Raw genomic sequence first — 25769 nt, 5'->3', positions numbered from 1 at the left:
TAAATTAGGATTTGTTTGAATGGCTGATAGTGCGAAGGTGAGGTCGAGACCGGTAGGCGCTGCCGCCAAACTCGGGCGGCTTGGTCGCCCGGTTATTTCGACGGTGACCGGCGGCGCGCTGGAGATCGTCACCGGTGTCTCGGAACCGGGGTTTAACCCGATCGATCTCCTCTACTCCTCACTCGCCGCCTGTCTGGCGCTCAGCGCCCGAATCGCGGCAAGCCAAATGGGATTGCTTGATCGTTTCGAGGGTGTCGTCGTTGAGGTCTCCGGTGAAAAATCCGCCGCGGAGCCCTATCGCATCATCCGTTTCGATATCAAGGTCGAGTTTGCCGGGGATTTCGACGACGCGACCCGCAACGCGCTCGCCCATGCGGCCGAGGATATCTGCACCGTCAGCAACACATTGAAGGGTGACGCTGAATTCGTGCTGTCGATTGCCGACTGATCATCACGGCTTGCGAGACTTTTCCCATTTTTTCACCAGCCGGTCGCGCTTCAGCTTCGAAAGGCGTTTAAGCCAGAAAATGCCATCCAGCTGGTCGATTTCATGCTGAATGCAGATGGCGTGAAATCCTTCGGCGGTCTGCCGGTGCTCCGCACCTGATATATCCTGAAACCGTACCTCGACCTTATCCGGCCGCTCCACCTCATCCGTAAAACCGGGCATGGAAACGCTGCCCTCCATATGGCGCATGGTCTGGGTGGACCGGGTTATGATTTCAGGATTGACGTAGGTCAGAACGGTACCCGGCGTCAGTTCCAGCACGAAAACGCGTTGTTTTATGCCGATATGGGCCGCGGTGATGCCGACACCGGGGGCGGCGCGCATGGTGTCGATCAGATCCGTCACCAGATTTTGCAGATGATCATCAAAAGCGGTGACCGGCGCGCAGATTTCGGACAGGCCGGCATGAGGATAGGGCAGGATTGGCCTGATTGCCAAGGGATGCTCCGTTCGTTTCAAATCCGGGAGGAGGACGCGGCCAGTGCCTGTCCTTCCGCCGTTGCCTGCAAGAAGCTGCGCTGCGTGCGGGCATCGCGTTTCGTGACCCGCACAAAGCGGGGTGACAGGGCAGTGATTTCGCGCAGAACGAGGGCATGCGCAAGCCCCAGCCGGTTGGCGATGCTGCGGCTGTCGGTGGCAATATCGAGATGGATTGCCAGAAGGATTGCGGCACCCGTGGCCGTCATTTCCTGCGATTGCCCTTTAATCTGTTCCACCGCCGCCATGAAGGCGGCAGCGGATTGCTCGTCATCCATCAGGAAGCATCCGGTCGCAGGCGGATGGAGACCAGCACCGATTTCGATGTTGGTGTGAAGCTGCCATCACCATAACTCGACAGCGGCACCAGCACGTTCAGTTCCGGATAATAGCCGCCGACGCTGCCCTGCGGGATATTATAGGGCACCAGCCGGAAATTCTCGGCTATGCGCTCGACGCCGTCGCCATATTCGCCGATGACATCCACACGCTGGCGGGAATGGGCGCCGAGCGTCTCCATGTCCTTCGTGTTCATGAAGATGACGTGGCGTTCGCCATAGACGCCGCGATAGCGATCATCCATGCCGTAGATGGTGGTGTTGTACTGATCGTGGCTGCGGAAGGTCTGCAGCACGAAGAGGTCGTCGCGCGTCAGCGCCTGCTGGTGTTCGGTCTTTTCGGGCAGTGGGCCGCTATAGAAGGTCGCCTTTTTCGCCGGCGTGTTCCATTCCCGTTCAGACGCCGTGTTGCGCAGACGAAAACCGCGCGGCACGCGGACGCGTTCGTTGAAATTGTCGAAACCGGGAATGACCCGCTCGATCATGTCGCGAATGAGATCGTAGTCATCGGCGAGTGCCTTCCAGTTCACATGGACATTGCCGAGGGTTGCCTGTGCAATGCCTGCGACGATGGCGACTTCGGAACGCAGTTCGTTCGAAGCGGGCGGGTTGATGCCGCCGGAACCATGCACCATGCTCATGGAATCTTCGACGGTGACGATCTGCGGACGGCCCAATGAATTCAGATCGATTTCCGTTCGCCCGAGACAGGGCAGGACGAAGGAGGTTTCGCCCGGCACCAGATGCGAATGGTTGAGCTTGGTGGCGATATTGACCGTCAGCTTCTGCTTTTCGAACGCCTTGACGATCAGCGGGCTGTCGGGTGTCGCCCGCATGAAATTACCGCCAAGCGCGATAAAGGTCTGAGCCTCGCCATCCAGCATGGCGGCCACGGCCTCGACGGTGTTGTGGCCGGGCTTGCGTGGCATGGGAATGCCGAGTTCCTTCTCCAGCGCATCGAGAAGGGCAGGTGGGGCTTTTTCATCGATGCCGACGGTACGGTCGCCCTGCACGTTGGAGTGGCCGCGCACCGGGCAGAGGCCGGCGCCGGGACGGCCGATATTGCCGCGCAGCAACATGAAATTGGTGATTTCGCGGACAATGATGACCGAGTGGCGGTGCTGGGTGACGCCCATGGCCCATGTGGCGATGACGGAACCGGCATTCATGTAGATGCGTGCTGCTTCCTCGATTTCCGCGCGGGTGAGGCCCGACTGGTCGAGAATGGTTTCCCAGCTTGTCGCCTCCACGGCAGCGCGGTAGGCCTCGAACTCCACCGCATGTTCGGCGATGAAATCGTAATCGATGATGGCGTCTTCACCCGCAGCCCTTGCGGCATCGTCGGCGGCGAAGACCGCCTTGCTCATGCCGCGCACGGCCGCCATGTCGCCGCCCTGTCGCGGCTGGTAATAGTTGGTAGCGATCCTGGTGTTGCTGCCGGTGATCATCTCGATCTTGTCCTGCGGATCGGCAAAACGCTCCAGACCTTTTTCGCGAATGGGATTGAAGACAGCAATCCTCGCGCCACGAAGGGCTGCCCGGCGCAGATCACCCAGCATGCGCGGGTGGTTGGTGCCGGGGTTCTGGCCGATGACGAAAATCGCATCGGCGTGCTCGAAATCCTCCAGCAGCACCGTGCCCTTGCCGACACCGATCGAGGCTTTCAGGCCAACACCGCTTGCCTCGTGGCACATGTTGGAACAATCGGGGAAATTGTTGGTGCCGAAAAGCCGGACCATCAATTGATAAATGAAGGCGGCCTCGTTGGAGGCGCGGCCGGATGTATAAAATTCCGCCCGGTTCGGATTGTCGAGGCTGTTGAGAATCCGGCCGATTTCGGCAAAGGCGTCGTCCCAGGAGACAGGCAGATATTTGTCGGTCGCCCGGTCGTAACGCATCGGGTGGGTTAGGCGACCCTGTTTTTCCAGCTCATAGTCGGACCAGCCGCGCAATTCGGAGACGGTGCGGGTGGCGAAGAAATCCGGCGGCACCCGGGCTTCCGTCGCTTCCCATGCCACCGCCTTGACGCCGTTTTCGCAGAATTCGAAGGAAGATCCGTGTTCGGGATCGCCCCATGCGCAACCGGGGCAATCGAAACCATCAGGCTGGTTTGCCTTCAACAGCGCACGCGCGCCAGAAAGCGGCGCACCGGATTCCATAAGCCGTTTGCCCACGCTTTTCAGCGCGCCCCAGCCGCCTGCGGCCGAAGATGCCTTGCCGATGAAATCCGTCTTGCTCATTGCTGTATTTTTCCTGAAATCTGCGTGATCGGCCATGTGGCGAATGAGGCCGATCATATGTAAAGAAGCTTTTTCAGAATCGTCTTTAGGCGACATATGTCAATCTTTAACTTGCCGTTTTCTGCGGAACAGTCGGGCATTGCGGGGCGTTGTGCGAAGTGCGGCGCTCGTGGATTATTGTCGCGCGAAAGGGCGGTTCATGACATTTTCGTCGCAGTTGCGAGGCTTGTTGTTTTCCGCCTATCCGGTTGTTGACAATGCGCTTTTTAACGCCATTCTGCCTGCGCATTCGTGCACTGCGGCATTTTAAGAACAGGGGGACGCCAGATGACAGACCGTGACGACGATCTTGCCGCTCCCGAAGAGTTGAGGCCGACAGAAGCACCCTCCGACATCTATGCCGAGGACGGGTCCGTCCGTTCGGATTTTCTGGCGATGGTGGGGGCGGCGATTGCCGATCGCGACCTGCTTTTCCTGCGCAAGAATGTGGCGCGGCTGCATGAGTCCGAACTCGGCGACGTGCTGGAATCCATTCTGCCCGAACAGCGCCACGCACTCGTGCGGCTTCTCGGTTCCGATTTCGACATGACGGCGCTGACCGAGGTGGATGAAGGCATCCGCCTCGATATCGTCGACCAGATGTCGAACGAACAGATCGCCGCCGGTATCGGCGAGCTGGATTCGGACGACGCCGTTTACATTCTCGAAGATCTCGATGATGACGATCGCGAGGATATTCTCTCGCAGCTGCCGTTTACCGAGCGGGTGCGACTGATGCGGGCGCTGGATTATCCGGAAAGCTCGGCCGGTCGCCGCATGCAGACGGAATTCGTCGCCGTGCCGCCGTTCTGGACCGTCGGCCAGACCATCGATTATCTGCGCGAGGAGGAGGAACTCCCGGAATCTTTCTCGCAGATATTTGTCATCGATCCCACCTTCAAGCTGGTCGGCGCGCTCGATCTCGACAAGGTGCTGCGCGCCAAGCGGCAGGTGAAGATCGAAACGATCATGCACGAGACCAACCACTCCATTCCGGCCGAAATGGACCAGGAAGAGGCGGCGCAGCTTTTCGAGCAATATGACCTTCTGTCCGCCGCCGTGGTCGACAATAACGGCCGGCTGGTCGGCGTGCTGACCATCGATGATGTGGTCGACGTCATTCAGGAAGAGGCTGAAGAGGACTTGCTGCGCCTCGGCGGTGTGGGTGATGAAGAGCTGTCGGATAGTATCGTCAGCACCTCGCGCTCGCGTGTGCCGTGGCTTGCGGTCAACCTGCTCACCGCCTTTCTGTCCGCCTCGGTCATCAGCCTGTTCGATGCGACGATCCAGCAGATCATTGCACTGGCAATCCTGATGCCGGCGGTGGCCGGTATGGGCGGCAATGCGGGATCGCAGACCATGACGGTGTCGGTGCGGGCGCTGGCCACCAAAAGCCTCGATATTCACAACGCCGCGCGCATCATCCGGCGCGAAGCGGGTGTCGGTATCCTGAACGGCATGTTGTTCGGCTGCGCCATTGGCATCGTTGCCGGAATCTGGTTTCAGGATATCCATATTGGCGGCATCATTGCCACGGCCATGTGCCTCAACATGCTGGCGGCGGCGCTGGCCGGCATTCTCATTCCGCTGGTTCTGGACAAGTTCGGGGCTGATCCTGCCGTTTCTTCGGCGGTGTTCGTGACTGCTGTGACCGATATCGTCGGCTTTTTTGCCTTTCTGGGCATCGCAACCTGGTGGTATGGTATTTCCGGGTAGGCGGATGGCAAAAATTGACTTTTACGTGAAGGTCAAATAACATTATCCGGTGATGAATCGGATAGGCCCTTGGACAAGTATTATAGCATAACCGAACTGACACGCGAATTCGGTGTTTCCACCCGCACCTTGCGTTTTTACGAGGATGAGGGCCTCATTCACCCTGAGCGCCGCGGTCGCACACGGCTTTTCAGGGCCGCCGACCGTCGTCTCATTCAGGAAATCCTGCGCGGCCGCCGTATTGGATTTACGATCGCCGAAATTCGCGAGATCATTCACGTCTACAAGGAGCCGCCAGGCGAATCGGGTCAGCTTGTGCTTTTGATGAAAAAGGTCGACGAAAAGCGCGCCGATCTCAGGCAGAAGCGCAAGGACATTGAGGAGACGCTGGCGGAACTCGACAATGTCGAAGAGGCCTGTCTGACGCGGCTTGCCGAAATCGGCGTCGGGACGTGAGCATAGCTCGATAGCTCCCGCTTCATAAAAGATAAAACATCTGCGCCTCTGATTTCACTTCTGAGACAGCAAATTGTGATGTGATATCTGGAGCGGGCGATAGCCGCTTGTTTCTTCTCACCGCCGGGGAGAAGTCCGCGGCAGCGGGATGAGGGAGCAAGCTCTCCGAAATCCGGCAACGTTTCCCTATCATCCGACCCTTCGGACCACCTTCTCCCGGCGGGGAGAAGAAACGAGGGGCAATGTCGCCGCCCTTATCGTGCGTCCGGTAAAGCGGCGGCGGCCCTGACTCCTTTTTACTGCGCCTCAACCGTACACTGCTGTGCCAGTTCGCTGACCTTCGTCTGCTGATCGGCGCTGAGCTTGCCTTCCATCATGATGTCAAACAGGCTTTCCGCCTGCAGTTTTTCCAGCGTGCAGCCGCAGAAACGTTGGCACAGCTCCACCCCGTTCGCCTGTTCGACACAGCTTTTTTCGCAGCTGGATTTGTAAAGCTCCACCTGATCCACGGGAGGAGGCGGTGCCACGACCGACAGGACATAAACGAGGCCGATCAGTACCGGCTGATGGATGAGGTAGAAGGCCAGGCTGTGCCGGCCGGCGCTGGCAACCAGATTGCGTGGTGAGCTGGGGTTGCGAAAGCGATCCAGCCAGCCGCGAGGGGTAACAAATTGCGAAACGCCAAGTCCGGCGAGGAATGGGGCGAGCCAGGGCAGCAACGGCACATAGTCGTTGGAGCGGGGCGGCATGGTGGAAAAGCCGATCCAGGCCAGCCATTTCGCATTAAAGAGATCGGATTGCAGATATTGCGGCAACGCGAAGGCGATCACCGCGAAAAGCAGCGTCACCAGCGCTGGTGCGCGCAGGAACAGCAGCCCGACGAGGCTTGCGGCGGCGATATTATGCAGGATGCCGAAGAAGATGAAACTGTCGGGAAAGGCGAAATAGGTGGCGGCGGTAATCAGCAGCGCCGAACCTGCCACCATGGCGAAACGCTTGCCGAAGGACGGCCAGTTCAGACCTTTGCCATGGGCGAGAAACAGGCTGAAACCGGCCAGAAACAGGAATGAAGTGGCGATGCCGCGGGCATAGAGCTTCCACAGGCCCGTGGTTGCCGTGCCGGGTTCGAGATAACCGAAATATTCCAGGTTCCACGTGAAGTGGTAGGATGCCATGGCGAGAAGCGCCAGCCCGCGCAGGGTATCAAGACCGCCTATGCGGCCCCTGCGGCTGGTTTCGGTGATGGCTGCGTTTTTATCCATGTTTTCCGCTTTTCACGAGACCGGTATTCATTCGGGCTTGGCCCTTGAAGTGCGGCTATTTCAAGGCCTGCTGTCTTCCATGATGGCGCGACGCGCCTCGGAAAAGAACTGCCGGCGCAAGAGCGCCACGATGATGATGACGGTGCTGGCAATGAAGACATAGGGGCTGATGAACCAGCCGAGATAACCGATGGACAGAAAGATCGTCCGCAGGCCATCATTGAAATTCTTAGCAGCGATGATGTTCATCTTTATGACGTTTTCGGCGGCGCGCTCGGCCGCCTCGCGGTCGGAACTCGCATCATGGACCATCGGAATGGCGCCGAACAGGATCGTGCAATAGTTGAACAGTCGGTAGGACCAGCCGAATTTGAAGAAGGAATAACCGAACAGACAGGTCAGCCCGATGACCTTCAGCTCGAAAGCCGTGCGTCCGGAATAATGCACGAAAGGCATGTCGCGAAACACCGATTCGACCTGCTCGGTGGCGCCGAGCAGGGCAAAACAGCCGCCGATTGCGAAGATGGAGGTGGAGGCGAAGAAGGCCGTGCCGTTCTGCAGACCGGCCATGATCTGGGTGTCGATCATCTTCAGATCGCGTTTGAGCGAATTCATGATCCAGTCACGCCGGCGTTCGGCCATGGCCTGGTTGAGGCTGGCGCGCGAAAACAGCCGCGATCCCGTCGTGATATGGGTATAGGCAGCCCACAGCACGACGAAAATGACGATCGATATATAGTCCATGACGGTCATCACGGGCAGGTCACCTTGCTGTTTGCGAATCTTCGAAAGCATATTGATTTGAAGGTCATGGCAAGGCAATGGCGGCCGCCCCGTCGCGAGAATATTCTGCGGCCGCGTTGCAGCTTCGTCATGGCGCGATTTCGCTAACCTTCCGGTAACCCTATGGCTTTATCAATCGCTTCGCGGACGGAAGGTCTGCCGGTTCCGGGTGAGGTTTTGCGTACCGGTTCCGTGTAAATTCCCGGCACTATCCCCGGCCGATTGACAGAACAGCCATTCGCACCTAGCCTTTCATGAGGACCGGTGTTTCCGGTATCCGGAGTTGCCAAGGCTGATATGTCCCGCATCCCGCAGGCAGGTTTTGTCTCTCCGGTCCGGTATCAGCGGCAGTCCGGCATGAACAACCGGGGGACGCCTTTTTCTACGAATCGTTCCCTTCATGGCCGCCTGTTTCTGGCTTGCGACATCGCAAAGACGCCGGTCCGTTTATTTTCCTCATTCAGGTTTCCGATGACAGATAAAAACCGCTCCGTTTTCATTCTTGGCGGCGCGCGCTCCGGCAAGTCGCGTTTTGCGGAAGAGCTCGCGGTAAATGCCGGCGGAAGCCTGCATTATCTGGCCACCGGCAGGCCATGGGATGAGGAGATGCGTGACCGCATCGGCCATCATCAGGCGCGGCGTGGCGGCGAGTGGACGACCCATGAAGCGCCGGTCGACGTAGTTTCGGTGCTCGCGCGCCTCGACCGGCCGGAGAATGTCATCCTCATTGACTGCCTGACATTGTGGCTCACCAATCTGATGATGGAAAATGCCGATATCGAGGCCGCCTTCGACGTTCTGGCGGCGGCGGTGGCGTCGGCAAAAGCGAAACTGATTCTCGTCTCCAACGAAGTCGGTCTTGGCATCGTGCCTGAAAATCGCATGGCGCGTGAATTCCGCGATCATGCCGGCCGGCTGCACCAGCGTATCGCGGCCATTGCCGACGACGTCTTTTTTGTCGCCGCCGGGCTGCCCCTCAAGATGAAGGGCTGACGCGATACCTGCAAAAGCAGGATCGCCATCACCGCGCACTTTTGCTCTTCCGCAAATTCCCTCCATAAAGCCGCGCCCTGTTTTACCGGGGCTGCGACAGCTTTGCTTTCTTGATCTGGATCAAGGTGGCGTTGCCCTGCCGGTGGCAATGCTCCAACCGACGCAAAGGCGCGTTTTCGCTCTCCCAGGCGCACAACCTGCCTTTCGTCGGTCGGCTTGCACGTTGGGGGAAACCAACAATGAATTACACGTTAGAAACCGCGATCGTGGCCCTTGGGGCCTTTCTCGCGTTGCTTGGGGCAGCTTTTGCCCATGACAGTCTTTTCGCCGCCCATATGTGGGTGCTGTTCTTTACACTGCTGGTCAGCACGGTGCTTCTGTTGCGCCGTGTCTCCTTCGCGCCTGTCGATCCGGCCGCGCTCGCCCGCCGCAAGTCGGAATATTTCGACGAGGTGGTGAAATACGGCGTCATCGCCACCGTGTTCTGGGGTGTCGTCGGTTTTCTGGTCGGGGTCGTGGTGGCGCTTCAGCTTGCCTTTCCCGATCTCAACATCGCACCCTATTTCAATTTCGGCCGCATGCGGCCGCTGCACACCTCGGCGGTGATCTTCGCTTTCGGCGGAAATGCGCTGATCGCCACGTCTTTTTACGTGGTGCAGAGAACCTGTCGCGCGCGCCTGTTCGGCGGCAATCTCGGCTGGTTCGTGTTCTGGGGTTATAATCTCTTCATCATCATGGCCGCCACCGGTTACCTGCTCGGCATCACCCAGGGCCGCGAATATGCGGAGCCGGAATGGTATGTCGATATCTGGCTGACCATCGTCTGGGTCGCCTATCTCGTGACCTTCCTCGGCACGATCTTCATGCGCAAGGAGCCACATATCTATGTGGCGAACTGGTTCTATCTCGGCTTCATCGTCACCATCGCCATGTTGCACATCGTCAATAATCTGGCGGTGCCCGTGTCGTTCCTGGGCGTCAAGAGCTATTCGGCGTTCTCCGGCGTGCAGGATGCGCTGACGCAATGGTGGTACGGCCATAACGCCGTCGGCTTCTTCCTGACGGCCGGCTTCCTCGGCATGATGTATTATTTCATTCCGAAGCAGGTGAACCGCCCGGTCTATTCCTACCGCCTGTCGATCATCCACTTCTGGGCGCTGATCTTCATGTATATCTGGGCCGGCCCGCATCACCTGCACTATACCGCGCTGCCCGACTGGGCGCAGACACTCGGCATGGTGTTCTCGGTCATGCTGTGGATGCCCTCGTGGGGCGGCATGATCAACGGCCTGATGACGCTTTCGGGCGCATGGGACAAGATCCGCACCGATCCCGTCGTGCGCATGATGGTGATGGCGGTGGCCTTCTACGGCATGGCGACCTTCGAAGGTCCGATGATGTCGATCAAGGCCGTCAACTCGCTCAGCCACTATACCGACTGGACCATCGGCCATGTTCATTCCGGCGCGCTTGGCTGGAACGGCATGATCACCTTCGGCGCGATCTATTACCTGACGCCGAAACTCTGGGGCAGGGACCGTCTCTACAGCCTGCAACTGGTCAACTGGCACTTCTGGCTCGCCACGCTCGGCATCGTCGTTTACGCCGCCGTCATGTGGGTGGCCGGTATCCAGCAGGCTCTGATGTGGCGCGAATATGATAGCCAGGGCTTCCTCGTCTATTCCTTTGCGGAATCGGTCGCGGCCTTGTTCCCCTATTACGTGATGCGTGCCCTGGGCGGTCTGATGTTCCTCAGCGGAGCGCTGATCATGGCCTACAATGTCACGATGACCATCCTCGGTCATCAACGCGAGGAGGGCGCCCGCAAGGACGCGGCTCCTTCGCTGCAGCCTGCTGAATAAGGAGAGGCCGATGTCCATACTTGACAAACACGGCGTCATCGAACGCAACGCCACGCTGCTTCTGGTCGGCTCGCTGCTGGTCGTCTCCATCGGCGGTATCGTGGAAATCGCACCGCTCTTTTATCTCGAAAACACCATCGAGAAGGTGGAGGGCATGCGACCCTACACGCCGCTGGAACTGGCCGGGCGCAACATCTACATCCGCGAGGGATGTTACGTCTGCCACAGCCAGATGATCCGGCCGTTCCGCGACGAGGTGGAACGTTACGGGCATTACAGCCTGGCGGCGGAATCCATGTACGACCATCCGTTCCAATGGGGTTCCAAGCGCACGGGGCCGGACCTCGCGCGCGTCGGCGATCGCTATTCGAACGAATGGCACGTGCAGCATCTGGCCGATCCGCGCTCCGTGGTGCCGGAATCGATCATGCCGTCATACGCCTTCCTCAAGACGACGCCGCTGAAGATCACCGACATCTCGATGGAGCTGAAGGCCAACCGCGCCGTTGGTGTGCCCTATAGCGATGAGATGATTGAGAAGTCCGCGGCTGATCTTGTCGCCCAGGCCGATCCGAATGCGGATTCGTCGGAACTTCTGGCGCGTTACCCGAAGGCGAAGGTCGGCGATTTCGACGGCGATCCGGCCAAGCTTACCGAAATGGATGCTCTGGTCGCCTATCTGCAGATGCTCGGCACGCTGGTCGATTTCTCGACCTATGACGATGCCGCCGGATACCGGTGAGGAGGCGAAACGATGGAAACCTATACGGCCATGCGCCACTTCGCCGACAGCTGGGGCCTGCTTGCCATGACCCTGTTCTTCGCCGGCGTCGTCGTTTTTACCCTTCGCCCCGGCTCCAAGAAGGCCGCGGACGATGCCGCCAGCATTCCGCTCAAGGAGGACTAGGATATGTCCGAAAAACACATTGATGACATCAGCGGCGTCGAAACCACCGGCCACGAATGGGACGGTATCCGCGAGCTGAACAATCCCATGCCGCGCTGGTGGGTCTGGACCTTTTATTTCACGATCCTCTGGGCCATCGGTTATACCATCGCCTATCCGGCTTACCCGCTGATATCAGGCGCAACAAAAGGGCTGCTCGGCTGGAGCAGCCGCGGCGAAATCGCCGCCGAAATCGCGGATGCGAAACAGGCGCAGAGCGTTTATGTCGACAGAATCGCCAATTCCTCGCTTGCCGAAATTCAGGCGGACCCGACCCTGATGCAGTTTGCGCTTTCCGGCGGTGCAGCCGCGTTCAAGGTCAATTGCATTCAGTGTCACGGTTCAGGCGCGGAAGGCGGGCAGGGTTATCCCAACCTCAATGACGATGACTGGATGTGGGGCGGCAGTGCCGACGATATCTACACGACGGTGAAGCACGGCATCCGTTTTGCCGATGATCCTGATACGCGCGCTTCGGAAATGCCGGCCTTCGGCGACATCCTCCAGTCGAATGAAATCCGCGAGGTCGCCGCCTATGTCGTCAGCCTTACCGGCACGCCTTCCAACCCGGCGCTGGTGGAACCCGGCAAGCAGCTCTTTGCCGATAATTGCGTCTCGTGCCACGGGGAAGACGCCAAGGGTAATCGCGAATTCGGCGCACCCAATCTGGCCGACGCGATCTGGCTGAAGTCGCATGGGGAGGAGGGGATCGTCTCGCAGATCCGTTCGCCGAAGCACGGCGTCATGCCCGCCTGGGGTGAGCGTCTCGGTGACACGACCGTCAAGCAGCTGGCGATCTTCGTGCATTCGCTTGGTGGGGGCGAATGAGGCAACTAGAATGCAAAGAAGGGCGCCGGGGAGGCGCCCTTTTTTATTGTTCAGATCAGGCGCTTTCCGACCGTCCATCCGGATATTCGGCCGGTCCCTTCAGCTCGATCTTGTTGCCGAAGGGATCACGGAAATAGAACGAATGTCCCATCCCTCTCGCGCCGCCGTGAAAGGCTTCCTGTTCTATCATGACGTTAAATTTCGCCAGATGGGTGCGAAGCGCATCATGGTTCAGGGGACCGGTCGCTATGCAGATGTGATCGACATTACGACCTCCGGAGACGGGCGGAGCGGCCTTTGTGCCACCGGGGTGCGTGACATCCCACAGCACGATCAGGGCATTTCCGCACCAGACTTGTTCCATCCCAAGAGCAGGGTAAGAGTAACCATCCCTGCATCCCAGCACGTTCCGGTAAAAATCGAGCGCCCGCGTCATGTCGTCGACGATGAAGACGATATGATCGATACCGACCAACGAAAAAGGCGGTGTTGTCAAAGTCATGGCGAGCTCCTGCCGATCAGCTTTTCGACCAGACGGCCAGTTCATATCCGTCCGGATCGGTGAAGTGAAAACGCCGTCCGCCCGGAAACTCGAAAAGTGCTACGCTGATCTGACCGCCGGCGGCTTCGACACGCCGCTGCACACCCTCGATATCGGCGGCGTAGAGAATGACGAGCGGTCCGCCCCTGGCCGAAACCGGCGCCGTGGTGGTGAAACCGCCGGTCAGCCGGCCATCGGAAAACTCGCAATATTGCGGACCGTAATCCTTGAAGGTCCAACCGAATGCGCCGCCGTAAAATTCCTTGCTGCGTTCGATGTCGGCGACGTTGAATTCGACATAGTCGATGCGCCGGTCATTGGCATTTTCTGTCATCATTTACTCCATCAATCCGCTTCGAGCAGCGACTTCAGCGTTTCGAGATCGGCCGTGATCGCGCTCGCGTCCTGCTCGAACTCCTCGTCCGTCATGCCGTCAAGCCGAAGCAGCGTGAAGCTCACTTCCGCGCCGCTGCCATTCGGCGTTACCCGAAGCGCGTTATAGACCTTCAGGCCGTCAGGCAATGTGACGACATGATCTATGACGCCGAATTCGTTGGCGGGCGCGAAATTCACCCGCACCTCGCCAAGCGGTCCGCCATCGGCGATCCAGTCGTTGCCATCCGGCTTCAGGCCGCCGCCCAGACCTGCCGCCCAGCGCGGCATGTTCTGCGGGTCGGAGACGAAACCATAGACCTGTGCCCACGGCTTTTCGACTGACAGGTGAATGATTCTCGACTGCATGACAGGCATCTCGTCCTCCCTCTGCGGCGCGGTCCCTCCCTGCGCCACTTTGTCGTCACTTGATGTAAGTCAAGGATGTTTCCCCGCTGAGATGGGAGAAAGCAAGGAGATAAAAATGGACTCCTATCATGAACATCTATCGCGCCGGACAGGATCGCCCGCAGCAGCCCGTCGAAAGGCTGGAGGCGGAAGCCGTCAATTCTGCAAAAACGCGCAAACCGCTTTACGAAGCGCGCAAGAAGATTTTTCCGAAGCGCGCCGAGGGCAGGTTCCGGCGGTTCAAATGGCTGGTGATGCTGGTCACGCTCGGCATTTATTATCTGACGCCGTTCCTGCGCTGGGACCGCGGTCCCTATGCGCCCGATCAGGCGGTATTGATCGATATCGCCAACCGGCGCTTTTATTTCTTCTTCATCGAAATCTGGCCGCAGGAGTTCTTTTTTGTTGCCGGCCTGCTGGTCATGGCGGGGCTGGGGCTGTTTCTCGTCACATCAGCCGTCGGGCGCGCATGGTGCGGTTACACCTGTCCGCAGACCGTCTGGGTCGACCTGTTTCTGGTGGTCGAACGGGCGATCGAGGGCGACAGGAACGCCCGCATGAAGCTGGATGCGGCGCCCTTCACATTTGGCAAATTGCGCAAGCGGGTGCTGAAACATGCGATCTGGCTGGTGATTGGCGTTCTGACCGGCGGCGCCTGGATTTTCTATTTCGCCGATGCGCCGACGCTGGCGATGCAGTTCATGACCGGGCAGGCGCCGATGATCGCCTACTCGACCGTCGCCACGCTGACCGCCACTACCTATGTCTTCGGCGGGCTGATGCGGGAACAGGTGTGCACCTACATGTGTCCCTGGCCGCGCATCCAGGCGGCGATGCTGGATGAGAATTCGCTTGTCGTCACCTATAATGACTGGCGCGGTGAGCCGCGCTCGCGGCACGCCAAGAAGGCTGCGGCAGCTGGGGAGAGCATCGGCGATTGTGTCGATTGCAATGCCTGTGTCGCGGTCTGTCCCATGGGCATCGACATCAGGGACGGGCAGCAGCTGGAATGCATCACCTGCGCGCTCTGCATCGATGCCTGTGACGGGGTGATGGACAAGATCGGCAAGCCGCGCGGGCTGATCGCCTATGCGACGCTGTCCGAATATCAGTCCAACATGGCGCTGGCGACCGGCAATGGCGAATATGCCATCCGCCCCGCCAATGTGCGTGAAGAGGACGGCAGTTTCAGCAAGCGTGTCCGCCACTTCAACTGGCGCATCATCTTCCGGCCGCGCACGCTGCTTTATACCGCCATCTGGGCTGCCGTTGGCATCGGCATGCTGTTTGCGCTGGTGACGCGCGAGCGGCTGGCGCTCAATGTCCTGCACGACCGCAATCCGCAATATGTGCTGGAATCGAACGGGTCGATCCGCAACGGCTATACCGTGCGCATTCTCAACATGGTGCCGCAGCCGCGCATAATGAGCCTGACGATAGAAGGCCTTCCCAATGCGGTGATGAAGATAAACGGCATGCCGGATACGGCCGCGCGCGCCTTCGAGGTGACGGTGGAGCCGGATGAGGCGACGACGCTGAAGGTCTTTGTCACCCTGCCTGGCAAGGATATCGCGCGGACGGCGGAAAACTTCGAATTCATCGTCAGCGATACGGCCGGCCACGAAACGGCCCGCTACGATGCGGTCTTTAATGCTCCGGGAGTGAAAAAATGACAGTCAACAATCGCCAGACATCCGGCTTCGTTTTCACCGGCTGGCATATGCTCGGCGTCATGGTGCTGTTCTTCGGCACCATCATCACCGTCAACATGATCATGGCCTGGAATGCGGTCCACAGCTGGAGCGGGCTCGTCGTGCCCAACACCTATGTCGCCAGTCAGCAGTTCAATGCCAAGGCGGAAGCCGCCAAGGCACGGGCCGCAACCGGCATCAAGGGCAGGCTCGTGGTGGATGAGAAGACCGTGCGTTACGAGGTTTTCCATCCGGAAAAAGGTCCGATCGATACGGATACGGTGACGGCGCATTTTCGTCGGCCTGTGGGTGAAAGCCAGAATTTCGACATGGAACTCACCCCGGCCACCACCGGCGTCTTTACCGGCGCACGTGACATGCTGCCGGGGCAATGGATCGTCGAGGTTACCGCCGTCAAGGACGGCCGGATCATCGTGCATGAGGGCACGCGGATCGCCGTTATCAGGGGACGTCAATGAGCTGCTGTGCACCGGGAACGGAAGGCTCGCTTCAACTCGGCGAGCCGGTCAATCCACCATCGTCGGAGGAATTGCTGCTGGCGAGCCGCGATCTGGGGCAGGGGCTGCGTCAGACCGATCTCAGCGTGCCGGATGTTTATTGCGGCGCCTGCATCACAACCATCGAGACTGCGCTTAACCGTTTGCCACAGGTGGAACGCGCGCGGGTGAACCTGTCATCCAAACGTGTGGCGGTTGTCTGGAGGGAAGAGGTCAATGGCGTCAGGACCGATCCCGCCGAGATTGCCCGTGCAATTCTGTCGACGGGATACCGCACTCATCTTTTCGCCAGCGGGCAGGATGCTTCCGACGCGTTGCGCTCGCAGCTGATCAGGGCGGTGGCGCTGTGCGGTTTTGCCTCCGCCAATATCATGCTTCTGTCCGTCTCCGTCTGGTCGGGGGCGGATGCGGCGACGCGCGACATGTTCCACTGGATTTCGGCGATGATTGCCGCGCCGGCGCTGATCTATGGCGGGCGTTTCTTCTATCAATCTGCCTGGAACGCGCTGAAACACGGCCGCACCAACATGGATGTGCCGATCGCGCTTGCCATCACGCTCTCTTATGCCGTTTCGCTGTGGGAAACGATCCATCACGGTGAACATGCCTGGTTCGACGCGACCGTATCGCTGCTGTTCTTCCTGCTGATCGGCCGCACGCTGGACCATATCATGCGCGACAAGGCGCGCTCGGCCATTGCCGGATTGGCCCGGCTGTCGCCGCGCGGCGCGACCGTCATCGGTGAGGATGGAACGCGGGAATATCGCCAGCTTGCCGATGTCCAACCCGGAATGTCGATTGCGATTGCGGCAGGTGATCGTGTGGCGGTGGATGCCGTGGTCGTCTCCGGCAGCAGCGATCTCGACATGTCCATCGTCAATGGTGAAAGCGCGCCGCGTCGCGTTGCGGCAGGCGACAGCCTGCAGGCCGGCACGCTCAACCTCACCGGTTCGCTCACCGCTCGGGTGACCGCCTCGGCCAGGGACTCCTTCCTGTCGGAAGTGATCGGGTTGATGGAGGCGGCCGAAGGCGGGCGGGCGCGTTACCGCCGTATCGCCGACCGCGCCGCAAGCTATTATTCACCCGTGGTGCATCTTCTCGCGCTGGTTACATTCCTCGGCTGGGGCATTTTTGGCGGGGACTGGAAACAGGCGATGCTGATTGCCATTGCGGTTCTCATCATTACCTGCCCCTGTGCGCTGGGCCTTGCCGTTCCCGTCGTGCAGGTGGTGGCCGCTGGACGGCTCTTCCGGCACGGCATCATGGTCAAGGAAGGCTCGGCCATGGAGCGGCTGGCCGAAATCGACACAGTGCTGTTCGACAAGACCGGCACGCTGACCGTTGGTAAACCGAGACTGGTCGAGACAGGGGATGTGAAGCCGGCCACCATGGCAATTGCGGCGGGACTTGCTGCCCATTCGCGTCATCCTCTCTCGAAAGCCCTACATGCCGCCTATAACGGTGCCTTGCCGGCCTATGAGTTGGTGCGGGAAATTCCAGGCTCGGGCGTCGAGGCCGAGACGGAAGCCGGCATCTACCGGCTCGGCAATCGCCGTTTCGCCTGCCCGGATGAGGCACGGACCGACAATGGCGATGCGCGGTCGGAAGTGGTGCTGTCGCTCGATGGCCATCAACTGGCGAGCTTCGGTTTCGAGGATAATCCGCGCGCGGGTGCGGTTGCGGCTTTGCGTAATCTCTCAGTGCGGGGCCTGATGCAGGAAATCGTTTCGGGTGACCGGGCCGCCGCCGTCAGCGCCATGGCGCAGCGGCTGGGGATCGGCAACTGGCGTGCGGACCTGTCGCCGAAGGAAAAGGCGGCGCGCTGCGCCGAACTTGCCAGCGAGGGTCGCAGGGTGCTGATGGTAGGAGACGGTATCAACGATGCGCCGGCGCTCGCCGCCGCCCATGTTTCCATGGCGCCCGCCACCGCCGCCGATATTGGCCGTCAGGCCGCCGATTTCGTGTTCATGCAGGAGGATCTCGATGCCGTGCCTTTTGCGATCGAGACATCTCAGCGGGCCGGAAGGCTTATCCGGCAGAACTTCGCGCTTGCCATCGGCTATAATATCATCGCCGTGCCGATTGCGATTGCCGGTTATGCGACGCCGATGATTGCGGCCATTGCGATGTCGACATCTTCACTGATCGTCGTTGCCAATGCGTTGCGCCTTGCCGGTGCGGCGGAAACCATCCGTCGCCGGAACGACGTAAAAACAGGATTTGCGGGCGAGGGGGCACAACTGGCATGAACATGCTGATCTATCTCATTCCCGTCGCGCTGTTTCTGGGCGCGCTCGGCCTTTTCGCCTTCCTCTGGTCGGTTCGATCAGGGCAGTATGACGATATGGACGGGGCCGCCTGGCGGGTAATCGATGATGGTGACGACCGGCCACGGCCCTCTTGAGGGGGAAGCAAAAGGTCAGTTTTGAACTGGTCTTGACCTGTCGCAAATATGCAAAGCTGACTTGCGTCATCAAAATTTAATCGTTTCAGTCCCGGCTAGCCTTGCCGTTTGTCCATTACAGTGCCACAACACGACCACCTAAAAGCAAGATGGAGGCACATCCGTGGAACAGGCAGAAATCGGTTTGATCGGTCTCGGCGTCATGGGCTCGAACCTGGCGTTGAACATCGCGGAAAAGGGCAACAAGATTGCCGTATTCAACCGAACCCCGGAAGTTACACGAAAATTCTACGCCGATGCGGGCGAACTGCAGGGCCAGATCATTCCCTGCGAAACCATCGAGGAATTCGTCGCTGCAATTCGTCCTCCGCGCCCGATCATCATCATGATCAAGGCCGGCGATCCGGTTGACCAGCAGATGGAAATCCTGAAGCCCCATCTCGCCAATGGCGACATCATGATCGATGCCGGCAATGCCAATTTCCGCGATACGATCCGCCGTTTCGACAATCTGAAGGATAGCGGCCTGACCTTTATCGGCATGGGCGTTTCCGGCGGTGAAGAAGGCGCGCGTCACGGACCGTCGATCATGGTCGGCGGTACCGAAGACAGCTGGAAGCGTGTCGAGAAGGTGCTGACCTCCATTTCCGCCAAATATAATGACGATCCGTGCGTGGCATGGCTCGGCAATGACGGCGCCGGCCACTTCGTCAAGACCATCCATAACGGCATCGAATATGCCGACATGCAGATGATTGCCGAAATCTACGGCATCCTGCGTGATGGCCTTGGCATGAGCGCCGTCGAAATCGCCGATGTCTTCGCCGAATGGAACAAGGGCCGCCTGAATTCCTACCTGATCGAAATCACCGAGAAGGTTCTGCGTGCCGCCGATCCGATCACCGGCAAGCCGATGGTCGATCTGATCCTCGACAAGGCCGGCCAGAAGGGCACCGGCAAGTGGTCGGTCATCGAGGCGCAGAACATGGGCGTCGCCGCAACCGCCATCGAGGCGGCCGTGGCTGCCCGTATCCTGTCGTCGCAGAAGGATGAGCGCGAAGCTGCCGAGAAGATCTTCGGCCTGCCGACCCTCGCGGCGGCACCGGCTGACAAAAAGGCCTTCATCGCCGATCTGGAAAGCGCGCTTCTGGCCGCCAAGGTCGGCGCTTATGCGCAGGGCTTCGCCATCATGTCGGCCGCTTCGAAGGAGTTCAACTGGAACCTGCCGATGCCGACGATCGCCCGCATCTGGCGCGCTGGCTGCATCATCCGCTCGGAATTCCTCGATGAGATCACCTCGGCCTTCACCAAGGATCCGCATGTGGCCAACCTCATCGTGACGCCTGCCTTCGCCGCCATCGTCAAGGATACCGATGCGCCGCTGCGCCGCGTGGTTTCCTACGCCGTGCTCTCCGGCCTGCCGGTTTCGGCGCTGGCTTCGGCACTCGGCTATTTCGATGCCTATCGCCGCGGTCGCGGCAGCGCCAACCTCATTCAGGCGCAGCGCGACTTCTTCGGCGCGCATGGTTTCGAACGCACCGACGGTGTGGACAAGCCGCACGGCCCATGGGGCAGCGGCGCCGACATTTTCTGATCGGCTGAAACGATAAACGACAAAAGGCCCGCGCAAGCGGGCCTTTTTCATTTCGTTGCTGCTTCAACTCAGCGGGCAGCGGCGAGGCCGACGATGAGGCCGCTGACGGCGTTGATCAGCAGGAACTGGTTGTCGACGCGGACCCAGCGCTGGTCGCGGCGCGGCTCTGCAAGGTGGTAACGGCGGTAGTCACGGCGGTCCACCATGTTGCGGCGCTCACGGGCCGAGAGGCGCTGGCCGCGATCCCAGCGGTGCTTCTTGACGATGACTTTCTTGGTGGTGACCTGACGCTCGACGGTGACGCCGCGATGGCGATCGTCGTGGCGGCTTTGGGCCTGTGCCATCGGAGCTGCAAGAACGGTGGCTGCCAGAAGAATGGTGACGAACTTTTTCATGGAAGTTTCCTCTCGGGTTTCGATGAGAAGAACTTACGAATAAACGAATGAACGGAAACTGAATTTAAAATTACATTTATGTAATGGTTGTTAATGCTTAGGGGCGGGAGTTAATCTTTTGTTTTGAGTTTCTTGGCGCAAGTTTCGGAGCGTGCAGGCCGCCCGGTGTAACCGGGCGACCCTTTCTGTATCAGACCCGTTCGGCGGATTTTGCCCAGAGGTTGATATCCGCATCCCTGGCGTAACGATCGATTTCCGCCAGCTCCTCGGTGGAGAACTCGGCATTGTCGAGCGCCTTGACGCAATCCTCGACCTGTTCGACACGGCTTGCGCCGATCAGCGCCGAGGTGATGCGGCCGCCACGCAGAACCCAGGCAATCGCCATCTGCGCCAGCGTCTGGCCGCGGCGTTCGGCAATGCTGTTGAGGGAGCGGATGTTTTCAACATTGCGCTCGTTGAGGAAGGCCGGGTTCAGCGACTTGCTCTGCGATGCACGGCTGCCATCCGGCACGCCGCCGAGATATTTCGTCGTCAGCATGCCCTGCGCCAACGGCGAAAAGACGATGGAGCCGATGCCCAGTTCTTCCAGCGTATCGACGAGACCGTCTTCCTCGATCCAGCGGTTGATCATCGAATAGCTCGGCTGATGGATGATGCAGGGCGTGCCGAGGTCCTTGAGGATGGCGGCGGCCTCACGGGTGCGCTTCGAATTATAGGAGGAAATGCCGACATAAAGCGCCTTGCCCGAGCGCACGATCTGGTCCAGCGCGCCGCAGGTTTCCTCAAGCGGCGTGTTGGGGTCGAAACGGTGGGAATAGAAAATATCGACGTAGTCCAGCCCCATGCGCTTCAGGCTCTGGTCGCAGGAAGAGATCAGATATTTGCGGCTGCCCCATTCGCCATAGGGGCCGGGCCACATGTTGTAACCGGCCTTGGAAGAGATGATCATTTCGTCGCGATAGCCGGCGAAATCCGTCTTCAGGATTTCACCGAAGGCGGTTTCGGCGCTGCCGGGCGGCGGGCCGTAATTGTTGGCGAGATCGAAATGGGTGATGCCGAGATCAAATGCGCGGCGGCAAATGGCCTGTTTCGTCTGATGCGGCGTATCGTTGCCGAAATTGTGCCAGAGCCCCAGCGAAATCGCCGGCAATTTCAGGCCGGTCTTGCCGCAATGATTGTATTTCATGGACGCGTATCGGTTTTCGGCCGGTTGCCAAACCATGGGTCTTCCTCCACTTGCTGATGACTGGCTGCCGGAGAACCCGGCAACCCTTTGAACCGATGAAAACAGGTGCGGGCGCACCTGTCATTCCCGAGAGGGATGGTTATGCCTTTCTCCGCATGGTTTCAATGCCGGGATTGGCAGGTATGAAGATCGAAGATGCGGAAATGCGGCTGGGGGCCATCCGCCTTCGGGGTGAAGATGATGCGGCGTGTTTCACCGGCGGAAAGATCGAACAGATTGTCCGAATATCGTCCCGGCTGGTCCGCCTCCAGCATGACGAAGAGGGCGAGACCGGCGGCGGTGACATCGATTTCAAACTGACCGTTCTTCAGCGGGCCGACTGACAGATCCAACCCGGCGGGCTGAAGCTCCAACGCCTTGTAGGTGTCGCGCACGTGATGGCCTTCGCCGGTCATGCCGTTGGAGGCAATGAAGCTCCACGCAAGGATGGCGCCATCCGGCAGGCTGTCCATGTCGATTTCGGTCAGCGTCGCGGCCTTATCCGTCGCGCATGTGCCGTTGGCGGATTTCAGCGGCACGCGGTTGCCGTCCATGGTCAGCGCAACGATGTTCATGTCTATCTCGACATCTTCCGCCGTGTCGTTGACCATGGAAAAGCTCACCTGTCGTCCATCCCTGGAGGGAATGGCTGAGACCGTGACCGGCTGGAAAAAGCGGCGGGCAGCATAATGCAGCGCCTTCCAGCCGCCGCCATAATCGAGGCTCGACCATGAGGCGACCGGCCATGTGTCGTTCAACTGCCAATAAAGCGTGCCCATGCAATGGGGTTTCAGCGAGCGCCAGTAATCGACAGCCGTGCGGATGGCCAGCGCCTGCTGGACCTGGCTCAGATAGACGAAGTTCTCGAAATCCCTGGGGAAGCGGAAATAACGGAACATGGTGCCGGCGATCCGCTCATTGCCGCCGACATTCTTCTGGTGCAGTTCGATGACCGGGGAGGCGATGTTCATGTCCCTGTCTTCGGCATAGGTGCGGATGACGGGCATTGATGTATAGGACTGGAAACCGAATTCGGAGCAGAAACGCGGTTTGACCGACCGGTAATTGTCGAACGACTTATTCTCGTGCCAGACGGACCAGTAATGCATGTCGCCGGAGCCATCCGCGTGCCATGCATCGCCGTAATCGAGATAACCCGACGCGGGACTCGATGGCCACCAGAGCGCTTCGGGGGCGGCTTTTTTCAGGGCCCGTTCGATGGTGCGGTTCAGACGATCATAGGCGACGAGATAGCGGTCGCGATTGTTGCGGGATTCATCGAACCAGGTCAGCGCGCCCACCAGCTCGTTATCGCCGCACCACAGAGCGATGGAGGCATGCGAGGACAGGCGTTTCACCTGGTAATCGACCTCGTGTTCGACATTGTCGAGAAAGTCCTCGTTGCAGGGATAAAGATTGCAGGCGAACATGAAGTCCTGCCAGACCAGAAGGCCAAGGCGATCACAGAGATCGTAGAACCAGTCCTCTTCATAAAATCCGCCGCCCCAGACGCGGATCATGTTCATGTTGGCCTCGACCGCGGAGCAGAGGAGGTCTTCGGTCTTTTCCCGGCTGGTCAGCGAATGGAGCGCATCTGCCGGAATCCAGTTGGCGCCGCGGCAGAAAATTTCCCGGCCGTTGATGCGGAAAGCGAAACGGCTGCCCGCTTCATCCTTGTCGGTCAGTAGTTCGATGGTCCTGAAGCCGATCTGGCGGGTGACGATCTCGTCGGGCAGTTCCACCGTCAGCCGGTAGAGCGTCTGCTCACCACTGCCGGCCGGCCACCAGAGTTGCGGATTTTCCACGAAGAAGACGTGGCGCACCACCGTCTCGCCCGCGCCGACGCCGCAATCGAGCCGCAGTCTTTCATCGTTGAGGGAGAGGTAGACCGGCAGGCTTGCCGGACCTTCGGCAAACAGCGTCACGGCCACATGCAATTCAACGCCGCCTTCGACATGATGCTGCGAGGTGACGACATGCTCGATGCGGGCCGTATCGAGGCGTTTCAGCAGGATTTTGCCGTAAAGCCCAAGCGGCGCAATGGCGATGTTCCAGTCCCAGCCGAAATGGCATTGCGGCTTGCGCAACATGTTGCCATTGGCGATCGGCGAATTTCCGGGGTGATAGGGAATATAAAAGGGCTGCCGCGCCTGACGCTCCGCACCGGCCACGATGTTGGAATGGAAATGGATGCGGATGGTGTTTTCACCCGGTCGCACGGCGCGCGAAATATCGGGGCGGTAACGGCGGAAGCAATTGTAGGCGCTCAGGACGGGGACATCGTTGACGAAGACGATGGCGACGGTGTCGAGATAATCGATATCGAGATACCAGCTGGCATCGGCCTCATCGAGGATGAATGTGCGCTCAATGATCCAGTCCCGCTGCGCCACCCATTGCACCGCGTTTTCATTGGCGCCGTGATAGGGGTCGGGAATGATGTCCGCATTTTTGAGCGCGGTGTGAATGTCGCCGGGGACGGAAAGCTCGGTGGCATGGTCTCCCTCCACCGAGCTCAGGCGCCAGAGCCCGGCCAGATCGATGGTGGTTTCGGGCGTGGAAGAAGAGATCATGGTGGGACCCTGCATAATATGAATTCAACAAAGACGGCCCGGCATTATGAAGCAGGCTTGTGTCAGAATCTGGGGGAACCGCATGCCGGCAAAACGGCTTTTGCCGGTTCACTCCACGTCACGATCTTCTCCCTTCGGCAACGTTACCGTAAAACAAACGTGCCGTCATGCCTTTGATCGCCAACTGGCGAGGTTAAATGCATCTGCCATCAACGTCACGCGGTGAAGAGGTAGTCTTATTCTAATTCTTCGATAATTGATTTATATATATCAATAAGTTATTTTTGTTTTTTAATTTAAATAATTAATTTCTGTATGTTTTCGAGGCTTGGGTTTCATGGCTGCGGGAACAGTTTCATGGGAGGAAATATTTTCTGCACCTGCATCGTTATAGCTGAATTGAGGCGTGATGGGATGAGGCCGAGCGGTGCGAGGGGACGTTTGCCTTTGCAACAGCGCAAAAGCTATCTATGATTATCGTTCGGTAAAGCGTGGCGAAATGACATGAACGATACTGGTAAATCCGGCGGGGGCGAAGCACCCGCGACGACGGGCGAGCGCCCGACCTTGAAGACCATCGCCTATATGACAGGTCTTGGCATCACCACAGTCTCGCGTGCATTGAAGGATGCGCCCGATATCGGCGCGGAGACCAAGGAGCGCGTGCGGCTGATCGCCCGGCAGATCGGCTACCAGCCCAACCGGGCCGGCGTGCGGCTTCGCACCGGCAAGACCAATGTCATCGCGCTGGTGCTGAGTGTCGACGAAGAGCTGATGGGTTTCACCAGCCAGATGGTGTTCGGCATCACCGAGATACTCTCCACCACGCAATATCACCTCGTTGTCACGCCACATATCCACGCCAAGGATTCCATGGTGCCGATCCGCTACATTCTCGAGACCGGCTCGGCGGATGGGGTCATCATTTCGAAGATCGAGCCGAACGATCCGCGCGTCCGTTTCATGACCGAGCGCAACATGCCCTTCGTCACCCATGGGCGGTCCGATATGGGCATCGAACATGCCTTTCATGATTTCGACAATGAGGCCTATGCTTACGAGGCAGTCGAGCGTCTGGCGCAATGCGGGCGCAAACGGATTGCCGTGATCATGCCGCCATCGCGATTTTCCTACCACGATCATGCGCGCAAGGGGTTCAATCGCGGGATCAGGGATTTCGGCCTTACCGAATTTCCCATCGATGTCGTCACCATCGAGACGCCGCTCGACAAAATCCGCGATTACGGCCAGAGGCTGATGCAATCGGATGATCGCCCCGATGGCATCGTCTCTATCAGCGGTAGCAGCACCATCGCGCTGCTGGCGGGCTTCGAAGCGGCGGGTGTGAAGATCGGCAAGGATATCGATATTGTCTCGAAACAGTCGGCCGAGTTCCTGAACTGGATCAAGCCGCAAATCCATACCGTCAACGAGGATATCAAGCTGGCGGGCAGGGAGCTTGCGAAAGCCCTTCTGGCACGTATCAACGGCGCTCCGCCGGAAACCCTGCAGAGCGTCAGCGAGCCGGTCTGGTCTTCCATGGCGCCGAAGCCGTAAAGAGCAGCGTCGGAATCGATGCTTTGCACCCGACTCTGTTGCG

The 25769-nt window shown here is 59.3% G+C and carries 25 protein-coding genes; 14 read left to right on the top strand and 11 right to left on the bottom strand.

Translation table 11 applies throughout. The annotated features are described in order from the left end of the window. Positions 1 to 19 precede the first annotated feature (19 nt). Positions 20 to 448: an OsmC family protein gene (locus QSV77_RS06035; protein ID WP_302732841.1), complete on the top strand. Its 429-nt coding sequence runs from the start codon at positions 20 to 22 to the stop codon at positions 446 to 448. 3 nt (positions 449 to 451) lie between these two features. Here QSV77_RS06035 and QSV77_RS06030 read toward each other — a convergent pair whose 3' ends face one another. Genes QSV77_RS06030 through QSV77_RS06020 form a run of 3 tightly spaced genes read right to left on the bottom strand, consistent with a single transcriptional unit; the run spans position 452 to position 3563 of the window. Further along, the gene (locus QSV77_RS06030) at positions 452 to 946 is read right to left on the bottom strand and encodes a peptide deformylase (RefSeq protein ID WP_269699615.1); all 495 of its coding nucleotides are present in this window, start codon (positions 944 to 946) and stop codon (positions 452 to 454) included. A gap of 17 nt (positions 947 to 963) precedes the next feature. After that, complete coding sequence (locus QSV77_RS06025) at positions 964 to 1263, bottom strand: hypothetical protein (RefSeq protein WP_269699614.1); 300 nt, start codon at positions 1261 to 1263, stop codon at positions 964 to 966. Continuing rightward, the gene (locus QSV77_RS06020) at positions 1263 to 3563 is read right to left on the bottom strand and encodes an FdhF/YdeP family oxidoreductase (protein ID WP_302732840.1); all 2301 of its coding nucleotides are present in this window, start codon (positions 3561 to 3563) and stop codon (positions 1263 to 1265) included. Before QSV77_RS06020 ends, QSV77_RS06025 begins: the two co-directional genes overlap by 1 nt. A 327-nt stretch (positions 3564 to 3890) precedes the next feature. Between QSV77_RS06020 and mgtE the strand changes: the two genes are divergently transcribed. Beyond that, complete coding sequence (gene mgtE / locus QSV77_RS06015) at positions 3891 to 5318, top strand: magnesium transporter (protein WP_269699612.1); 1428 nt, start codon at positions 3891 to 3893, stop codon at positions 5316 to 5318. A gap of 69 nt (positions 5319 to 5387) precedes the next feature. Continuing rightward, positions 5388 to 5774 carry a MerR family DNA-binding transcriptional regulator gene (locus tag QSV77_RS06010; protein ID WP_046800119.1) on the top strand — a complete coding sequence of 129 codons (387 nt, stop codon included), beginning with the start codon at positions 5388 to 5390 and terminating at the stop codon, positions 5772 to 5774. A 296-nt stretch (positions 5775 to 6070) separates the two neighbouring features. Here QSV77_RS06010 and QSV77_RS06005 read toward each other — a convergent pair whose 3' ends face one another. Both QSV77_RS06005 and QSV77_RS06000 read right to left on the bottom strand, forming a co-directional pair. Beyond that, positions 6071 to 7036 (bottom strand): heparan-alpha-glucosaminide N-acetyltransferase, encoded by a 966-nt coding sequence (locus QSV77_RS06005; RefSeq protein WP_302732839.1) that lies wholly within the window; start codon positions 7034 to 7036, stop codon positions 6071 to 6073. 60 nt (positions 7037 to 7096) lie between these two features. Then, the gene (locus QSV77_RS06000; RefSeq protein WP_142839970.1) at positions 7097 to 7789 is read right to left on the bottom strand and encodes a DUF599 domain-containing protein; all 693 of its coding nucleotides are present in this window, start codon (positions 7787 to 7789) and stop codon (positions 7097 to 7099) included. Between the two features lie 501 nt (positions 7790 to 8290). On the opposite strand from QSV77_RS06000, the gene cobU reads away from it, so the two are divergent. From cobU to ccoP, 5 genes are all read left to right on the top strand, one after another. Beyond that, complete coding sequence (gene cobU, locus QSV77_RS05995; protein WP_302732838.1) at positions 8291 to 8812, top strand: bifunctional adenosylcobinamide kinase/adenosylcobinamide-phosphate guanylyltransferase; 522 nt, start codon at positions 8291 to 8293, stop codon at positions 8810 to 8812. Between the two features lie 239 nt (positions 8813 to 9051). Continuing rightward, positions 9052 to 10674 carry a cytochrome-c oxidase, cbb3-type subunit I gene (gene ccoN, locus QSV77_RS05990; RefSeq protein ID WP_052818410.1) on the top strand — a complete coding sequence of 541 codons (1623 nt, stop codon included), beginning with the start codon at positions 9052 to 9054 and terminating at the stop codon, positions 10672 to 10674. A gap of 10 nt (positions 10675 to 10684) precedes the next feature. Continuing rightward, entirely contained in the window at positions 10685 to 11416 is a 732-nt protein-coding gene (ccoO, locus tag QSV77_RS05985; RefSeq protein WP_137003548.1) for a cytochrome-c oxidase, cbb3-type subunit II, read from the top strand. Between the two features lie 12 nt (positions 11417 to 11428). Further along, positions 11429 to 11581 (top strand): CcoQ/FixQ family Cbb3-type cytochrome c oxidase assembly chaperone, encoded by a 153-nt coding sequence (locus QSV77_RS05980; protein ID WP_003502810.1) that lies wholly within the window; start codon positions 11429 to 11431, stop codon positions 11579 to 11581. Between the two features lie 3 nt (positions 11582 to 11584). Continuing rightward, positions 11585 to 12448 (top strand): cytochrome-c oxidase, cbb3-type subunit III, encoded by an 864-nt coding sequence (ccoP, locus tag QSV77_RS05975; RefSeq protein WP_302732836.1) that lies wholly within the window; start codon positions 11585 to 11587, stop codon positions 12446 to 12448. A 55-nt stretch (positions 12449 to 12503) separates the two neighbouring features. Here the strand turns inward: ccoP and QSV77_RS05970 are convergent, their stop codons facing one another. From QSV77_RS05970 to QSV77_RS05960, 3 genes are read right to left on the bottom strand one after another with little or no spacing between them, the layout of a single operon-like run. Then, entirely contained in the window at positions 12504 to 12950 is a 447-nt protein-coding gene (locus tag QSV77_RS05970; RefSeq protein ID WP_142839793.1) for a VOC family protein, read from the bottom strand. A 16-nt stretch (positions 12951 to 12966) separates the two neighbouring features. Beyond that, on the bottom strand, positions 12967 to 13323 hold the full coding sequence (locus QSV77_RS05965; RefSeq protein WP_302732835.1) for a VOC family protein: 357 nt from the start codon (positions 13321 to 13323) through the stop codon (positions 12967 to 12969). A gap of 11 nt (positions 13324 to 13334) precedes the next feature. Continuing rightward, the gene (locus QSV77_RS05960; RefSeq protein ID WP_302732834.1) at positions 13335 to 13739 is read right to left on the bottom strand and encodes an SRPBCC family protein; all 405 of its coding nucleotides are present in this window, start codon (positions 13737 to 13739) and stop codon (positions 13335 to 13337) included. Between the two features lie 119 nt (positions 13740 to 13858). Here QSV77_RS05960 and ccoG point away from each other — a divergent pair, with 119 nt between their 5' ends. The 5 genes from ccoG (at position 13859) to gndA (ending at position 19976) form a co-directional block, all read left to right on the top strand. Then, entirely contained in the window at positions 13859 to 15442 is a 1584-nt protein-coding gene (gene ccoG, locus QSV77_RS05955) for a cytochrome c oxidase accessory protein CcoG (RefSeq protein ID WP_137003543.1), read from the top strand. Next, on the top strand, positions 15439 to 15939 hold the full coding sequence (locus QSV77_RS05950; RefSeq protein WP_302732833.1) for a FixH family protein: 501 nt from the start codon (positions 15439 to 15441) through the stop codon (positions 15937 to 15939). Before ccoG ends, QSV77_RS05950 begins: the two co-directional genes overlap by 4 nt. Beyond that, complete coding sequence (locus tag QSV77_RS05945; RefSeq protein ID WP_302732832.1) at positions 15936 to 18227, top strand: cation-translocating P-type ATPase; 2292 nt, start codon at positions 15936 to 15938, stop codon at positions 18225 to 18227. The genes QSV77_RS05950 and QSV77_RS05945 overlap by 4 nt, the downstream gene beginning before the upstream one ends. Beyond that, positions 18224 to 18382, top strand: a complete 159-nt coding sequence (gene ccoS / locus QSV77_RS05940) for a cbb3-type cytochrome oxidase assembly protein CcoS (RefSeq protein ID WP_035223387.1) — start codon at positions 18224 to 18226, stop codon at positions 18380 to 18382. Before QSV77_RS05945 ends, ccoS begins: the two co-directional genes overlap by 4 nt. A 163-nt stretch (positions 18383 to 18545) precedes the next feature. Then, positions 18546 to 19976 carry an NADP-dependent phosphogluconate dehydrogenase gene (gene gndA, locus QSV77_RS05935; RefSeq protein ID WP_127756004.1) on the top strand — a complete coding sequence of 477 codons (1431 nt, stop codon included), beginning with the start codon at positions 18546 to 18548 and terminating at the stop codon, positions 19974 to 19976. 68 nt (positions 19977 to 20044) lie between these two features. Here the strand turns inward: gndA and QSV77_RS05930 are convergent, their stop codons facing one another. From QSV77_RS05930 to QSV77_RS05920, 3 genes are all read right to left on the bottom strand, one after another. Next, positions 20045 to 20371 carry an RcnB family protein gene (locus tag QSV77_RS05930; RefSeq protein ID WP_003525025.1) on the bottom strand — a complete coding sequence of 109 codons (327 nt, stop codon included), beginning with the start codon at positions 20369 to 20371 and terminating at the stop codon, positions 20045 to 20047. Positions 20372 to 20561: 190 nt separating this feature from the next. Continuing rightward, complete coding sequence (gene mgrA, locus QSV77_RS05925) at positions 20562 to 21593, bottom strand: L-glyceraldehyde 3-phosphate reductase (protein ID WP_127756005.1); 1032 nt, start codon at positions 21591 to 21593, stop codon at positions 20562 to 20564. A 125-nt stretch (positions 21594 to 21718) separates the two neighbouring features. Beyond that, the gene (locus QSV77_RS05920) at positions 21719 to 24184 is read right to left on the bottom strand and encodes a glycoside hydrolase family 2 protein (protein ID WP_368045850.1); all 2466 of its coding nucleotides are present in this window, start codon (positions 24182 to 24184) and stop codon (positions 21719 to 21721) included. A gap of 489 nt (positions 24185 to 24673) precedes the next feature. Between QSV77_RS05920 and QSV77_RS05915 the strand changes: the two genes are divergently transcribed. Then, positions 24674 to 25726, top strand: coding sequence for a LacI family transcriptional regulator (locus QSV77_RS05915; RefSeq protein WP_142839784.1), 1053 nt, complete (start codon positions 24674 to 24676; stop codon positions 25724 to 25726). The last annotated feature ends 43 nt before the right edge of the window (positions 25727 to 25769 follow it).

The sequence above is a fragment of the Agrobacterium sp. V1 genome (genome assembly GCF_030518355.1).
GTDB lineage: Bacteria > Pseudomonadota > Alphaproteobacteria > Rhizobiales > Rhizobiaceae > Agrobacterium > Agrobacterium cucumeris.
This window is presented reverse-complemented; position numbering and strand designations above follow the sequence as displayed.